The 15,697-nt window shown below is 65.0% G+C and carries 9 protein-coding genes; 4 read left to right on the forward strand and 5 right to left on the reverse strand.

What is annotated here, in order from left to right; all coding sequences use genetic code 11:
• Positions 1–61: 61 nt before the first annotated feature.
• Both ACMT1E_RS02990 and ACMT1E_RS02995 read left to right on the forward strand, forming a co-directional pair.
• Positions 62–2,062: a BamA/TamA family outer membrane protein gene (locus ACMT1E_RS02990; protein WP_414902178.1), complete on the forward strand. Its 2,001-nt coding sequence runs from the start codon at positions 62–64 to the stop codon at positions 2,060–2,062.
• On the forward strand, positions 2,059–6,231 hold the full coding sequence (locus ACMT1E_RS02995) for a translocation/assembly module TamB domain-containing protein (RefSeq protein ID WP_414902179.1): 4,173 nt from the start codon (positions 2,059–2,061) through the stop codon (positions 6,229–6,231). Before ACMT1E_RS02990 ends, ACMT1E_RS02995 begins: the two co-directional genes overlap by 4 nt.
• 50 nt (positions 6,232–6,281) lie before the next feature.
• On the opposite strand, the gene ACMT1E_RS03000 is transcribed toward ACMT1E_RS02995, so the two are convergent.
• Together ACMT1E_RS03000 and ACMT1E_RS03005 are read right to left on the reverse strand one after the other, a co-directional pair.
• Positions 6,282–7,949: an amidohydrolase family protein gene (locus ACMT1E_RS03000; RefSeq protein ID WP_414902181.1), complete on the reverse strand. Its 1,668-nt coding sequence runs from the start codon at positions 7,947–7,949 to the stop codon at positions 6,282–6,284.
• An 86-nt stretch (positions 7,950–8,035) separates the two neighbouring features.
• Positions 8,036–9,463, reverse strand: a complete 1,428-nt coding sequence (locus ACMT1E_RS03005) for an aldehyde dehydrogenase family protein (RefSeq protein WP_414902182.1) — start codon at positions 9,461–9,463, stop codon at positions 8,036–8,038.
• Positions 9,464–9,754: 291 nt separating this feature from the next.
• Between ACMT1E_RS03005 and ACMT1E_RS03010 the strand changes: the two genes are divergently transcribed.
• Positions 9,755–10,399, forward strand: coding sequence for a thermonuclease family protein (locus ACMT1E_RS03010; protein WP_414902184.1), 645 nt, complete (start codon positions 9,755–9,757; stop codon positions 10,397–10,399).
• Between the two features lie 24 nt (positions 10,400–10,423).
• Here the strand turns inward: ACMT1E_RS03010 and ACMT1E_RS03015 are convergent, their stop codons facing one another.
• Positions 10,424–12,088 carry an ATP-dependent nuclease gene (locus ACMT1E_RS03015; RefSeq protein ID WP_414902186.1) on the reverse strand — a complete coding sequence of 555 codons (1,665 nt, stop codon included), beginning with the start codon at positions 12,086–12,088 and terminating at the stop codon, positions 10,424–10,426.
• Between the two features lies 1 nt (position 12,089).
• On the reverse strand, positions 12,090–13,142 hold the full coding sequence (locus tag ACMT1E_RS03020; RefSeq protein WP_414902187.1) for a ribonucleotide-diphosphate reductase subunit beta: 1,053 nt from the start codon (positions 13,140–13,142) through the stop codon (positions 12,090–12,092).
• A gap of 141 nt (positions 13,143–13,283) precedes the next feature.
• On the opposite strand from ACMT1E_RS03020, the gene ACMT1E_RS03025 reads away from it, so the two are divergent.
• Positions 13,284–13,529: a DUF2171 domain-containing protein gene (locus ACMT1E_RS03025; protein WP_414902188.1), complete on the forward strand. Its 246-nt coding sequence runs from the start codon at positions 13,284–13,286 to the stop codon at positions 13,527–13,529.
• A 47-nt stretch (positions 13,530–13,576) separates the two neighbouring features.
• On the opposite strand, the gene ACMT1E_RS03030 is transcribed toward ACMT1E_RS03025, so the two are convergent.
• Entirely contained in the window at positions 13,577–15,472 is a 1,896-nt protein-coding gene (locus ACMT1E_RS03030) for a ribonucleoside-diphosphate reductase subunit alpha (RefSeq protein ID WP_414902189.1), read from the reverse strand.
• Positions 15,473–15,697 lie beyond the last annotated feature (225 nt).

A 15,697-nucleotide genomic window follows, 5' to 3' on the forward strand; every position in this document is an offset into this window, starting at 1 on the left:
CCCGCTTTCGGCACTGGCGGCAGCGGCCAAGACCGGCTAAGCGGTTCGTATGCGGTTGTGTATGGTGCGGCACCGTCTTTGCGGAATCGCCGCGATCGCCGGCTTGCTCCCGGCATCGCCTGCGTTGGCGCAGGCGGTCGCGCCCGCTCCACGGACAGAAACACAGGCGCCCGCGGCCAGCCCGGTGCCGGAACCGCCCGCGACCGATACGGTCGATCCGCAGTCGCCGCTGGCGCCGCTCAGCGACATCGGTGTCGACTGGCCGGACCTGACGCCGGAACCGGCCGAAGCCGAAACGACGACGGCGCAGACCGCGGCCAATGGCGAATTCCGCTACGATATCGCGCTGGAGGGGCTGGACGGGATCGACGCCGACCGGGTCCGCGACCGCTTCGACGCGCTGTCGGTGCTCCATGCCAATCGCAAGAAGGCGGCGAACGTCGCCCAGCTCGACCGGCGGGCGCGCGAGGACGCGACGCTGCTCGTCGACCTGCTGCGCGCCGAGGGGTACTACGACGCCAGCGTCGACACGCGCGTGCGACCGCAGCGGGACGGCGGCGGGCTGGTCGTGACCCTCGATGCCGAGCCGGGCAGCCGGTACACTTTCGCCGAGGTGACGGTGGACGGGCTTGCCGCGACCGGTGAGCGCGAGGCGGCGTTGCGCGAGGCGTTCGGCGTGACACGCGACGACCCGGTCGATGCCGACAAGGTGATCGCCGGCCAGCAGGCGCTGAAAACCAGGATCGGCGAGGTCGGCTTTCCGTTCGCCGAGGTGCCGGAGCCGGAGGTGGTCATCGACCACGACACCCACACCGCGACGCTGGCGCTGAACGTCGAAACCGGCGGCGCGCGCAGCTTCGGCCGGATCATCGTGCCGGACGACAGCATCTTCAGCGCGCGCCACATCCAGGTCATTGCCCGTTTCGAGCCGGGCGAGACATTCGAGGCGAGCCGACTGGAGGATCTGCGCCGCGCGCTGATCCAGACCGGGCTGGTATCGACGGTGAAGATCGAGCCGGTGCCGGGGGCGACGCCGGACACCGTCGACGTCGCCGTCCGGCTGGAACGCGCGCCGCCGCGCACGATCGCCGGCCAGATCGGTTACGGCACCGGCGAGGGCGCGCGGGTGGAGGCGAGCTGGCAGCACCGCAATCTGGTCAAGCCGGAAGGGGCGGTGACCTTTCGCGGCGTCGCCGGTACGCAGGAACAGTCGCTGGGTGCGCTGCTGCGCCAGAGCAATGTCTGGCGGCGCGACCATGTGATCACCGCGCAGGCGGTGGCCAGTCATGTCGACCGTGCCGCCTATGACGCGAAAAGCCTGAACATCGCCGCCGGTATCGAGCGCGAGACCAATATCATCTTCCAGAAGAAATGGGCCTGGTCGATTGGCACCGATCTGCTGCTGTCCGACGAGCGCGACACGATCGGCACCACCGGCACGCCGCGCCGCCGCACCTTCTTCATCGCGGCATTGCCAGGCAGCCTGTCCTATGACGGGTCGGACGACCTGCTGAACCCGACCAGGGGGTTCCGCCTGTCCGGCCGGCTGTCGCCGGAATTGTCGTTGCAGGCCGGGACGTTCGGTTATGCCCGCGCGCAGGTGGACGGCAGTTTCTACCAGCCGGTCAGCGAGCGGATCGTGCTGGCCGGGCGGGTGCGGATTGGCACGATTGCCGGCGCGCCGGCAGACCGCATCGCCCCATCGCGGCGTTACTATGCCGGCGGTGGCGGTTCGGTGCGCGGTTACGGCTACCAGCGGATCGGTCCGCGCGATGCCAATAACGATCCTGTGGGCGGGCGCAGCCTCGCCGAGTTCTCGCTGGAGGCGCGGGTGAGGCTGAGCGCGTTCGGCGGAGCGTTCGGGGTGGTGCCGTTCATCGACGCCGGCAATATCTACCGCAGCGAATACCCGACATTCAAAGGCATGCGCTACGGTGCCGGCGTCGGCCTGCGCTACTACACCAATTTCGGCCCGATCCGCATCGATGTCGGCACACCGTTGAACCGCCAGCCGGGCGACGCGCGGATCGCCGTCTACGTCTCTCTGGGGCAGGCGTTTTGACCGACGCGGCCGACCGGGACGAAGCGGCCGCCGCGCAGCCGCCGCGCCGTTGGTGGCGCTGGCCGGTCTGGCTGGTCGCGGTGCCGACGGCGCTTCTCGTCGCGCTTGCTGTTGCAATGTGGCTGATCGACACCGGCCCCGGCCACCGGCTGCTGACCGACCGGATCGGCCGGATCGAGACCAAGACCGGCCTGCGGTTTCATATCGGGCGGATCGACGGGTCGATCTACAACCGCGCGCGATTGCGCGACGTGAGGATTTCCGACCCGAAGGGCGTGATTTTCGACGCGCCGGAGATCGCACTCGACTGGCGGCCGCTGGCCTGGCTGTCGAACCGGCTGGAGATCCACAGCGTGACCGCCAGGACCGCGACGCTCCGCAAGGCGCCGGAACTGCGGCCGGGCGGAGGCGGCCCGATCCTGCCGGGTTTCGACATCCATATCGGCAAGCTGGCGATCGACCGGCTGCGGCTTGCCCCGGCGCTGACCGGAGCGAAGGAGACGCGGGTCGCGACGCTGAGCGGCAGCGCCGACGTGCGCAGCGGCCGGGCGATGGTGAAGCTGAACGCCACCGCCGGGACCACCGACCGCGCGTTCCTGACCCTTGACGCCGAGCCGGACGGCGACCGGTTCGACCTGAGCGCCGATATACGGTCGGCGGCGGGCGGGGTGATCGGCGGGATGATCGGCACCGCCAAGCCGCTGGAACTGCGCATCGCCGGTGACGGGCGCTGGCGGGGCTGGAAGGGAACCGCGCGGCTGATCGCCGCCGATCGGCAGGCGTTGCTCCTCGATCTTGGCGCCAAGGACGGCCATTACACGCTGGCCGGTACCGCCGATCTGAAGGGCATTGCCGCCGGGGCGGGCGCGCGGCTGGCGGCGCCGCAACTGGCGATCGACGGCCAATTCCGCCTTGCCGACCGGCGGCTGGACACCGACCTGTCGCTGCGGTCCGCCGCGCTGGCGTTCAGTGCCGTCGGCGTCGTCGATCTGGGGCGCAGCCGGTTCGACGCGATGAAGCTGAGCGCCGACCTGTTGCAGCCGGGCGCGCTGGTGCCGGGGATGAGCGGGCGTGACGTGCGGGCGCGGCTGCTGCTCGACGGGCCGTTCAGCACGGCCGCTTTCCAGTATATGCTCGCGTCGCCACACGTCGCGTTCGATACCACCGGTTTCGATCTGGTTCAGGTATCCGGGCAGGGGCGGCTGTCGGAGCTGCCGGTGGTCGTGCCGATCCGCGTCAAGGCGGCGCGGGTCACCGGGGTTGGTGACGTCGCCGGCGGCATCCTTGCCAATCTGAGCATCGAAGGGGCGTTGCGCGTCAGCGACAAGACGGCGGTCAGCGATGCGATGAAGCTGCGGTCGGACAAGCTGAACGGGACGATCAGCCTGTTCGTCGACCTTGCCAGCGGGCGCTACGAGGTCGGGTTGCAGGGGCGGCTCAACCGATATCTGATCCCCGGCCTCGGCATTGTCGACGTGGCCAGCAACCTGACCGTGGCGCCGGGGGGCAACGGCAGCGGCGCCCGCGTCGCCGGGCGCGGGCAGGCGTGGGTACGACGGCTGGACAATGCCTTCCTTGCCAGCCTGACCGGCGGGTTGCCGCGCATCGATACCCGGCTGGAACGAACGCCCGACGGGATCATCCGCTTCACCGGGCTGCGGATCGTCTCGCCGGCGCTGACGATTACCGGCAATGGGTATCGCCGTCTCGACGGCAGTTTCCATTTCGAGGGCAGCGGCACGCAGGCGAGTTATGGTCCGGTCAAGCTGGTGTTGGACGGCCAGATCGACCGGCCGAAGCTGTCGCTGGTGCTGGCCCGGCCGATGCCGGCGCTGGGGCTGAAGGACGTGACGGTCCAGCTTGACCCCAACGCCGAGGGCTTTGCCTATCAGGCGTCGGGCGGGTCGGCGCTGGGGCCGTTCACCGCCGCCGGCGCGATCCTGATGCCGCCGAACGCGCCGACGCGGATTACTGTCGCGCCGCTGACCGTGTCCGGCACCACCGCGACCGGTACGCTGGTATCGATGCCGGGCGGGTTCGACGGCCAGTTGACCTTTACCGGCGGGGGAGTCAGCGGCACGCTGCGGTTCGACCGGGCGGGGGCGGTGCAGCGGATCACCGCCGCGCTGACCGCCCGCGATGCGCGCTTCGCCGGGCCGCCGCAGACGACGATCCGGCGGTTGTCGATCAATGGTTCGGTGCTGCTCGACCCGGCCGGGCTGGGTGTCGACGCGCGGGTGACGGCGCGCGGGGTGCGACGCGGCGGGCTGACCGTTGGCCGGCTGTCGGCTGATGTCGAGATGAAAGGCGGCAGCGGGACCGTTGTCGTCAGTGCCGCCGGGCGGCGGGGCAAGGCGTTCGCGCTGCAAGGCACCGCGCAGATCGCGCCGGAGCGCATCGCGATCACCGGTGGCGGCACCATCGAGCGCCAGCGGCTGAAACTGGATAGCGCCGCGGTGCTGACCCGCGAGGGCGGGGCGTGGCGGCTGGCGCCGACCGCGCTCAGTTTCAACGGCGGCAAGGCGCGCGTGTCCGGCCGGTTCGGCGAGGGCGCCAACGCCGTCGACGCAACGCTGGAAAAAATGCCGCTGTCGATCATCGACCTGGTGTCGCCCGGCATGGGGCTGGGTGGCGCCGCCAGCGGCCGCGTCGTCTACACCGCGCCGACCGATGGCGCGCCATCCGGCCAGGTCGACCTGGTCGTGCGCGGGCTGAGCCGGTCCGGGCTGGTGCTGTCGTCGCAACCGATCGACGTGGCGGTGAAGGGGGCGCTGACCGGGGCGAGCGCGGCCGCGCGCGCTGTCGTCGCCAGCGGCGGCAAGATCATTGGCCGTGCGCAGGCGCGGCTGGCCCCGCTGGGCGAGGGGGCGTTCGTCGACCGGATATACGCCGCGCCGTTGTTCGCCCAGATCCGCTATGACGGGCCGGCGGATACGCTGTGGCGGCTGACCGGTACCGAACTGTTCGACATTTCCGGCCCCGCCGCGATTGCCGCCGACATTAACGGCACACTGACCAATCCGCTGATCCGCGGGTCGATCCGCACCGACAATGCCCGGTTGCAAAGCGCGGTCAGCGGCACGGTGCTGACCAACCTGAAAGCCAGCGGCCGGTTCAGCGGATCGCGCCTGTTGCTTGATTCGCTGACCGCCAATGCGGGTGACGGCACGGTCAGCGGCAGCGGCGTGTTCGACCTGTCCGACCGGGGGCTGGCGATCGACCTGAAGGTCGATGCGCAGAACGCGACACTGCTCAACCGCGACGATCTGGGCGCGACGGTTACCGGGCCGCTGACGTTCCGTTCGAACGGCGACGGCGGGGTGATTGGCGGCGAGGTGACGTTGAACCGCAGCCGATACCGGCTGGGCCGGGCGGAAGCCGCGACGGCGGTGCCGCGCCTGAAGGTGACCGAGATCAACCGGTCCGATGACGAGCCGGAGGCGGTGGCGCCAGCGGCGCCCTGGCGGCTGGCGTTAAAGGCCGATGCGCGCAACCGGATGGTGGTGACCGGCCTTGGCCTGGACAGCGAATGGCGGGCGACGCTGGAGGTCAGCGGTGCGATCGACGCGCCGATCATCGTCGGCCGCGCCGACCTGCTGCGCGGGAATTACGAGTTCGCCGGGCGCAGTTTCGACCTGGATCGCGGCGTCATCCGCTTTACCGGTTCGAACCCGCCCGACCCGGTGCTCGACATTTCGGCAACCGCCACCCTGCAGGGGCTGAACGCGACGATCCGGGTGACCGGTACCGGCCTGAAACCGGAGATCGCCTTTACCAGCAACCCGGCGTTGCCGGAGGATGAGCTGTTGTCCCGGCTGCTGTTCGGTACGTCGATCACCAACCTGTCGGCGCCGGAGGCGTTGCAGCTCGCCGCCGCGGTTGCCGGGTTGCAGAGCGACGGCGGGCTGGACCCGATCAACGCGGTGCGGCGGGCGGCGGGGCTGGACCGGCTGCGGATCATTGCCGCCGACCCGACCCAGAGCCAGGGCACGTCGATCGCCGCCGGTAAATATGTGACGCGGCGGATCTATGTCGAGGTGATCACCGACGGGCAGGGTTATTCGGCGACGCGCGCCGAATTCCAGATCACCCGCTGGCTGTCGCTGCTGTCGAGCATTTCGACGATGGGCCGGACCAGCGCCAATATTCGCGTGTCGAAGGATTATTGAGCGGTGCGGCGCCGCCCCCGCATGTGGGGCGGCGCCGGTCGATCCGCGGGTTACGGCTGGACCGGGCGTTCCGGCAGACCGAGCCGCTGTTTTTCCGCGGCGACCATTTCGGCGACCTCGGCCATCAACACGTGCGCGTCGTAGACGATGCCGTCCTTGACCGTGTAGCGGACGCCGCCGACCCGTTCCTGCTTGTTGGTCTGCGGGTTCAGCCGCAGATGGCCGGTGCCGTAGAGCGTCTTGAAGTTGGCCAGCGGGTTTTCCGGCACGATCACCAGATCGGCGAGCATGCCGGCGCGGACGACGCCGACCGGCGGCGCCACCTTTTTCGGCGCCCACAACACCTCGGCGCCGTTCTTCGTCGCGGTGCGGATAACCTCCAGCGGGGTGAAGCCGGCTTCACGCATCAGCTCCATTTCTTCGACATAGGCGAAGCCATAGACTTTCCAGATGAAACCGGAATCGGTGCCGATCGTCACGCTGCCGCCGATATTCTTGTAATCATTCACCAGCGACATGAAGTATTTGTAGAAATTCTTCCACTCGATCTCGATATCCGTCGTCCAGTCGAAGAAATAGGAGCCGTGATTGTCGCGGGTCGACTGGAAATAGTTCCACAGTTGCGGCGTCGTGTATTTTTCGTGCCAGTCGGCGTTGCGGGCGCGCATCAGGTCGCGCGACGCAGCGTAGATGTTGAAGGTCGGGTCGAAATTGACGCCGCTTTCCTTCTGGGTTTCCAGATAGGCCTTCCACTGGTCGGTTCCGGGGCCGTAGGCCTGGTGCCATAGTTCGGCGACGCTGCTGAACCGGTCCTGTTCGTTGTTGTAATTATAATCGCTGCGGAATTTCTGGATCGTCGTGTCTTTCAGCAGCGATTCGAAATGGCCGTAGAAATGGGTGATGGTATCCAGCCCGGCGGCGGCGGCCTGCCGCGCGTTGAAATTGGCGACGCCGTTCTGCGACAGGTGGGCGACGGTGCCCATATTGTTCTTGTGCGCCTCGTCGATCGCGGCGGTGATGATCTCCGGCGTTTCGGCGCCACGGTTGAAGAACTTGATCCCGTCGATGTTGTTCTTCGCCGCCCACTGCACCCAGGCGCGGGCCTTGGCGACGGAATCGACGGTGCCGCCGCTCCAGCCGGCGCCGAGCGTCTGGTAGTTGAAGATGCGCGGCGCCGCGATTTCGTTGGCGGCGGAGCGGTTCTTCTCGCTCGACGCGACATCGGGCCCGGCGAGCGACACACCACGAACGGTGGTGACGCCATGCGCCAGCCACAGCTTGTAGTTGTAGCTCATGCTCGGTGCCTTGTCGGTGCCGGCCGCGTGGGCGTGGGCGTCGACAAAGCCGGGCATCACATACATGCCGGTGGCGTCGATTTCATAATCCGCATCGGTCGGCTGGCGGTTGCCGGCAAGCGGCAGACCGGGCCAGCCCGCCTGGGTGACGGAGGTGATCCGGTTGCCTTCGACAACGATGTCCATCGGCCCCATCGGCGGGCCGCCGGTGCCGTCGATCAGCGTTGCGCCGCGGATGACCATCTTGCGGAACGGGCCGGCGCTTTCCTTGCTGGTGCGGGGCGGTGCCGGTACCCAGCGGCCGCGCTGGGGGCTTTTGGCCGTGGTCTCTGCGGCGGCGGGCACCTGCTGCGCGTGGAGCGCCGCGCCGCCAAGCATCAGCGCGAAGGCGGCACAACCCAGTTTCAAACTCTGCGAAATCATGGCCTGATCCTCGAATACGGGGAAAGGGAGGGGGAACGCGGTTACAGGATGTGGTGGGTGGGGCGGAGAGAGCGCCCCGCGTCCGGTCAGCGCTGCGGAGCGCCGAGGATGGTCTTGGTTTCCATGAACTCGGCGAGGCCGAAGCGGCCATTTTCGCGGCCGTTGCCGGACCGCTTGTAGCCACCGAACGGGGCGTTGATGTCCGGGCCCCAGCCGTTGATCGTCACCAGCCCGGCGCGCAGGCGCGGGGCGATGGCGGCGGCGCGATCGGGGTCGCCGGACAGCGTGGCCGACAGGCCGTAGACGGTGGCGTTGGCCAGCTCGATCGCCTCTTCCTCGCTGTCATAGCTGGTCAGCGTGGCGACGGGGCCGAAGATTTCGTCCTGCGCGATCCGCATGTCGGGGGTGACGCCGGTGAACAGGGTCGGCCGGACGTAATAACCGCTGGCGATGCCGGCCGGCCGGCCGGGGCCGCCGGTGACCAGGGTCGCGCCCAGTTCCATCGCGCTGGCGATCAGCGCCTGGATCTTGTCGTATTGCGCCTTGTTGACCACCGGGCCGATATGCTTGCCCTCGGTCAGCGGATCGCCGGCCGCCGTTGCCGCCATCAGCCGGGCGATGACCGCTGCGGCCTCCTCGGCCTGCGAACGGTGGACGAGGATGCGGGTCGGCGCGATGCAGCTCTGCCCGGAATTGGCGAGCACGCCCTGCACGGTCAGCGGCAGAACGGCGGCGAGATCGGCGCCCTCCAGCACCAGATTGGGCGCCTTGCCGCCCAGTTCCTGATGGACGCGCTTGACCGTGGGCGCGGCGGCGGCGGCGACAGCAATGCCGGCGCGGGTTGAGCCGGTGAAGCTGACCATTGCGACGTCGGGGTGGGCGGAGAGGGCGGCGCCGGCGGTCGGCCCGTCACCCTGCACCAGGTTGAACACCCCGGCGGGCACGCCGGCTTCGTGCAGGATTTCCGCGAAGATCGCGGCGCAGGCGGGCGCCTCCTCCGACGGTTTCAGCACCATCGTATTGCCGGCGGCGAGCGCGGGGGCGACCTTGGCCGCGATCTGGTTCAGCGGCCAGTTCCACGGCGTGATCATCGCGACAACGCCGATCGGTTCGTGGACGACGCGGGCGTTGCCGACGGTTTCCTCGAACGCGAAATCGGCGAGGGCGCGGCGCGTCGCGCTGAAATGGGCCAGGCCGGACGGGGCCTGCGCGGCGGCGGCGAAGCTGATCGGCGCGCCCATTTCGGTCGCCATCGCCCGTGCGAGATCGGGGATGCGCGCTTTGTAGGCGGCGCCGATCCGTTCGAGCAGCGCCAGCCGGTCGGCAACGCTGGTCCGGGCGAAAGCGGGGAAGGCGCGAGCGGCGGCGGCGACGGCGCGGTCGACGTCGGCGGTGCTGGCCAGCGTTATTTCGGTGCACGGTGCTTCGGTCGCCGGGTTGATGACCCGGTGCGGGGTGCCGCCGAAGCTGTCGACCCAGGCGCCGTCGATATAATGCTGCCTGTAGCTGTCCATGCCAGCGCCTTTCCCCGAATCCGTCTCCGGCGGCAGACTAGGGGCAGATGCGGCGGGGTGGAAGCGGTGGTGACCGCTGGTTCGGACGATTAGGTATTATGTGCCATATCGGTTTCAGATCGTGGCAACGAAGAACCGAAATCGTTCGAATTGTTAATCGGGTATTGGCAGCGATGCGGTTAGGCTCTGCCCGGTGCAGCGGTGGAGTAGCGTGCGGTGGGGCAGCAATGGTGGCCGGATAAGCAGGCTGGGGGACGAACGCGACGCGGCCGGCCGGATCGCGACTGGGACATGGCCCGGCGCCGCCGCACCCGCGCCCGGCGCCGCGCCGGGGTGCGCGATCTGCTGATGATGACGGTGGGCGGCGTGCTGCTCGGCCTCGGCTATGTCCATTTTGGCGGCGGGTTTGGTGGACAACCGGCGGATAGCGGGGCTGGGGCAGGCGGAGCGCCGGTCGCCGCGGTGGTCGATGTGGCGCCTGCGCCGACGGACCGGGGTAGCGGGCATATGCCCGCGCCCAAGGCAGTGGCATCGCCATCGGCGTCGACAGCGCGGGCAAAGCCCGTCGCGGCGCGTCCTGTCGGCGGCGCGCGCCGTTTCGGCTTCTGCCATACGGGCGGCGGGGTGAATTGCGTCGTCGATGGCGACACGTTCTGGATGGACGGCGAAAAGATCCGCGTTGCCGACATCGACGCCCCGGAAACCCACCCGAGCCGGTGCCCGCGCGAGGCGGAGCTTGGCGCACGGGCGACGCGGCGGCTCCATGCGCTGCTGAACGCCGGGCCGGTCAGTCTTGATGCCGCCGATCGCGAAACCGACCGCTACGGCCGCAAGCTCCGCATCGTCAGCCGGGACGGGGAGTCATTGGGTTCGGTGTTGGTCGCCGAAGGGTTGGCGCGTGAGTGGGAGGGCGCGCGGCGGAGTTGGTGCGGGTGATTGGACGAAGTCGAGGAGGGCATACTAAGAAAATGCTCTTTTTAGACTTTCGCCTAATTTATAGAATCCGTCAAAGTCGGGGCCGGGTTTAGAATGTTTTTCAAATTCTTCAAGATAAGCTGATTTTATTCTACTCCTAATACCTTTATCGCTCGTAGTGCGATCAAGCAGTCCTTCAAACAAATTAGGATTGTTAGCGAGGACTTTCTGTCTAATGGAGTCCGGTAACAGCCCTTCTATAGCACGCTTCCCACTCTTATCTATACCTACGGGAAGGTAGTCTTTGCCTTTTTTTAGTTCTAAACTTTTAAATGTTCCTTCCACTTTGCTAAGTGCATCGAAATCTACGGTTATCACCGCTTTGCCGGCAAGTTCCAGCATCACGCGAAGTGCAGATTGATTCGTTATGTTGCCGAACCCGTTGTAAGATATAATAATCCAATCCCGATCAATAGATTTAGAGCCATGCTCCGGTCTCTGAAGTAAAGTCAAATATCTTTTGTCTGTTTCGCCCTCGACAAGAATAATTTTCTTTCCTCTAACTTCGAGAATAGAGCGCCATGGCGCAAGGCTTTCTGAGGATAATCCAAGAGCTACACTAAACGGCTTCATCCACTGTTCGGGACTTGCTATCTCAATGTAGCTCTCACGAGACTGGTTTCTAAATCTTCTCCTGCAAACTAAAATGTTCGACTCAGGCGCAGCAGTATTTAGCAAATACACGCTATGGGTGGATACTATAACTTGTATATCAAGCTCGGCCGCTAGGTCTATGAGCAGAGAACCGAATTCCGCTTGCGCCGATGGATGAAGAAAACTTTCGGGCTCTTCTATGACGACTACCGGAATGAGCCGCCCAGTCTCGTTTTCAATTTTCCGGAATTGGGCAGCCCTTAACAAGGCCAAAATTATCATTGCCCTATTTTTTGTTCCGCTGCCCCAGCTGTTAAGGGGTACAGAAACCGCGTTATCACCAAGAACCAAATTAAATGGTACAGATGCGTCGAATTCAGGAAGATCCAAAGACACTTTCCATTTGTCCGATAATCGCCCTAGAAGCCCCTGTAATTCGTTTTGGCTGGAAGCCATCGTTTTCTTCAGCTTTTTCGCTATATCAGTTCTTATCTGAGCCATAATGCTAGTAACGGACTGAGATATCTCTGAGAACTGTCCATGACCTCCGCCGTAGCTGAGTCTCAAACCGTCGGTGGTCGAGTTATGGAATACTAGTGAGGCCTCTGATCTTAGCCTTCCCCACACCTCCTGAGCGGGTTCGCCTTCAACGATTTTGCCTAACGCTGAAACTTTAACCTGGTGCTGGGAGCGTCCCCGACTGACCGAAACTTCTAACGAGAACTCATTTATCTTATTACTATCCAAGCTTAGCTGACGCTGGATAAAGTTTTTAATAGCAGAATCCTGATCCTCTAACGTGAAGCGACCGCTTACGCTTATAGAGTCGTCTCCAGATTTCGGATCTTTCCATTTTGGATAATCATTATCAAAATCGATCGTTACCGGGCTGTACATCTCGTATCTATTTGAACCGATTAAAAGTTTAATCGCTTCAAAGATATTAGATTTCCCTGAGTCATTTTTGCCAGATATTGCGGTAAAATTATCGCTGAAATCTACAGAAAAATCCTCTAATGATCGGAAATTCTTTGCTGAAAGTGATGCGATTTTCATTTCACTCCGCCGCGATCCCCGCTTTCGAGAACATGTCTTCGCCGGTGGCTTCTTCGCTGCTGGCGTCGTTGGCGACGGCGGATTTGCGGCGGTCGAAGCTGTCCCAGACTTCGTTCCAGTTACCGCGCGTCGCCGCCTTCGAATATTCGGTGGCGCGGGTTTCGAAGAAGTTGGCGTGTTCCACCCCGTTGAGCAGCGGCGCCAGCCAGGGCAGCGGGTGATCCTCTACCATGTAGACCGGTTTCAGGCCGAGCTGGCCGAGCCGCCAGTCGGCGATGTAGCGGATATACTTCTTGATCTCCTTGGCGGTCATGCCGGGCACGGGGCCCTGCTCGAACGCCAGGTCGATGAACGCATCCTCCAGCCGCACCGCTTTCTGGCAGACGTCGAGAATGTCTTCCTTCACCTGCCGGGTGTAGCAGTCACGCTCCTTCACGAAGGCGTGGAACAGGCGGATGATCCCCTCGCAGTGCAGGCTTTCGTCGCGCACGCTCCACGAGATGATCTGGCCCATGCCCTTCATCTTGTTGAAGCGCGGGAAGTTCATCAGCATCGCGAAGCTGGCGAACAGTTGCAGCCCCTCGGTGAAGCCGCCGAACATCGCCAGGGTGCGGGCGATATCCTCGTCGGTGTCGACGCCGAAGGTGGCGAGGTAATCGTGCTTGTCCTTCATCTCCTTGTACTGAAGGAACATGCTGTATTCGCTCTCCGGCATGCCGATCGTGTCGAGCAGGTGGGAGTAGGCGGCGATGTGCACCGTCTCCATGTTGGAGAAGGCGGTCAGCATCATCTTGATCTCGGTCGGCTTGAACACCCGGCCGTATTTGTCGTGGTAGCAATCCTGCACCTCGACATCGGCCTGGGTGAAGAAGCGGAAGATCTGGGTCAGCAGATTGCGCTCGTGATCGGTCAGCTTCTGCGCCCAGTCGCGGCAATCCTCGCCCAGCGGCACTTCCTCCACCATCCAGTGGATCTGCTGCTGGCGCTTCCAATAGTCATAGGCCCACGGATATTCGAACGGCTTGTAGACCTTGCGGGCTTCGAGAAGAGACATCGTGCGACCTTTCAGAAAACAGCAGAATCCGGCGCGTTTCCCGCGCCGCTTCACTCAAGCGTAAGCAACCCTGGGGACGCATGCGGCCAACCGCGCCGTCATGCGTTCAACCCCTGCAACACCCCCAACAGGAGACCAGCGATGGCCGATCTTTCCCGCATCAAGGAACATGCCGAAGTCATCGGCGCCGACGGCGTCCACGTCGGCACCGTCGACCATGTCGAAGGCAACCGCATTAAGCTGACCCGCCGGGACAGCGGCGAGGGCAGCCACAAGGGGCACCACCCCTATATCCCCGGCGGCCTTGTCGCCGATATCGAGGACGGTACCGTCCGCCTGTCCGCCAACGCCGCCGTTGCCGTCAGCTTCGAGGAAGAAGGCGACTGAGCGGTCCCGCGCGCCGGCGGGGTGCCCGGTGCCGCCAGTGACGCCGGTCATTGGCACGCCAAACACTCATCATAGTCGGTCGACTGCAGCTCGATCTGTTTCAGGTCGGGTGTATTGTCGGCTTCGACCCCGCCGGCGAAACCGGCGCGCTGCACCGATTTCGAGCGTAGATAGTAGAGCGATTTGATGCCCAGTTCCCACGCGCGGTAGTGGAGCATCAGCAGATCCCACTTCTCGACGTCGGCGGGGATGAACAGGTTCAGCGACGCCGACTGGTCGATGTAAGGCGTGCGGTCCGCCGCCAGTTCGAGCAGCCAGCGCTGGTCGATCTCGAAGCTGGTCTTGAACACGTCCTTTTCTTCCTGGCTCAGGAAATCGAGATGCTGGACGGAGCCGCCCTGTTCGAGGATCGAGTTCCACACCGCTTCGCTGTTCTTCGACTTCTCGGTCAGCAACGCTTCCAGATAGGGGTTGCGGATCGAGAAGCTGCCGGACAGCGTCTTGTGGGTGTAGATGTTGGCCGGGATCGGCTCGATGCAGGCGCTGGTGCCACCGCAGATGATCGAGATCGACGCGGTCGGCGCGATCGCCGTCTTGCACGAGAACCGCTCCATCACCCCGCGGTCGGCCGCGTCCGGGCACGGCCCGCGCTCCACCGCCAGGTGCATCGACGCTTCGTTGGCCTGGGCGCTGACATGCTTGAAGATCTTCAGGTTCCAGGACTTGGCCATCGCCCCTTCGAACGGCAGGCCGCGCGCCTGCAGGAAGCTGTGGAAGCCCATGGTGCCAAGGCCGACCGAACGCTCGCGCATTGCCGAATAGGCGGCGCGCTCCATGCCCGGCTCGGCGCGATCGATATAGTCCTGCAGGACATTGTCGAGGAAGCGCATCACGTCCTCGATGAAGCGCTTGTCGGCGCTCCACGCGTCCCACGTCTCCAGGTTCAGCGACGACAGGCAGCAGACGGCGGTGCGGTCCTTGCCGAGATGGTCGGTGCCGGTCGGCAGGGTGATTTCCGAGCACAGGTTGGAGGTCGATACCTTCAGCCCCAGTTCGCGATGGTGCTTCGGCATCGTCGCGTTCACCTTGTCGATGAACACGATATAGGGTTCGCCGGTCGCCAGCCGGGTCTCGACCAGCTTCTGGAACAGCGAGCGGGCGTCGACGCGGACGCGCTCCGACCCGTCCTTCGGGCTGGTCAGCGCCCATTCGGCGCCGTCGCGCACCGCCTGCATGAACGCATCGGTGATCAGCACGCCGTGGTGCAGGTTCAGCGCCTTGCGGTTGAAGTCGCCGCTCGCCTTGCGGATTTCCAGGAACTCCTCGATCTCCGGGTGGGAGATGTCGAGGTAGCAGGCGGCCGAGCCGCGGCGCAGCGACCCCTGCGAGATCGCCAGCGTCAGCGAATCCATGACGCGGACGAACGGGATGATGCCGCTGGTCTTGCCATTGAGGCCGACCGGTTCGCCGATGCCGCGGACATTGCCCCAATAGGTGCCGATGCCGCCGCCGCGCGACGCCAGCCAGACATTCTCGTTCCAGGTGGCGACGATGCCGTCGAGGCTGTCTGGCACCGAATTCAGGTAGCAGGAGATCGGCAGGCCGCGCCCGGTGCCGCCGTTGGACAGCACCGGCGTCGCCGGCATGAACCACAGCTTCGAGATATAGTCGTAGAGCCGCTGGGCGTGGTCGGCATTGTCGGCATAGGCCGAGGCGACGCGCGCGAACAGATCCTGATAGCTTTCGCCCGGCAGCAGGTAGCGGTCCTTCAGCGTTTCCTTGCCGAAATCGGTCAGCAGCGCGTCGCGGCCTGTGTCGACGGCGATCGGGAAGGCGCGCGGCAGAATCCTGGCCGAGCCGCTGCCGGCGTCGCCGGACTGCTGGGTTTCAATCGCGATTGCTTCCACGTCGTGCGCGCTTTCCTGTGTATCCCTGAAATCCACGTTCGACCCCCGCTATCGTTCCCGTTACGTTCGACTCGGGGGCAGGCCCCCACTGTACCATCAACCCGCGCGAAAAACCCTGCGAACGGGGCATGTGCGCGTTGTCGAAGGGCGTTTGGCGGCGCTGCGTGCAATATGGGGTTGCACGGCAGAAACCACTAGACCTTGGGTAACCCCCGCGATCGACGCACCAGTGATAGTGTCCGCAAGCCGGGCGCTGCGCAA

This window comes from Sphingomonas flavalba (assembly GCF_047553045.1).
GTDB classification, from domain to species: domain Bacteria; phylum Pseudomonadota; class Alphaproteobacteria; order Sphingomonadales; family Sphingomonadaceae; genus Sphingomonas_L; species Sphingomonas_L flavalba_A.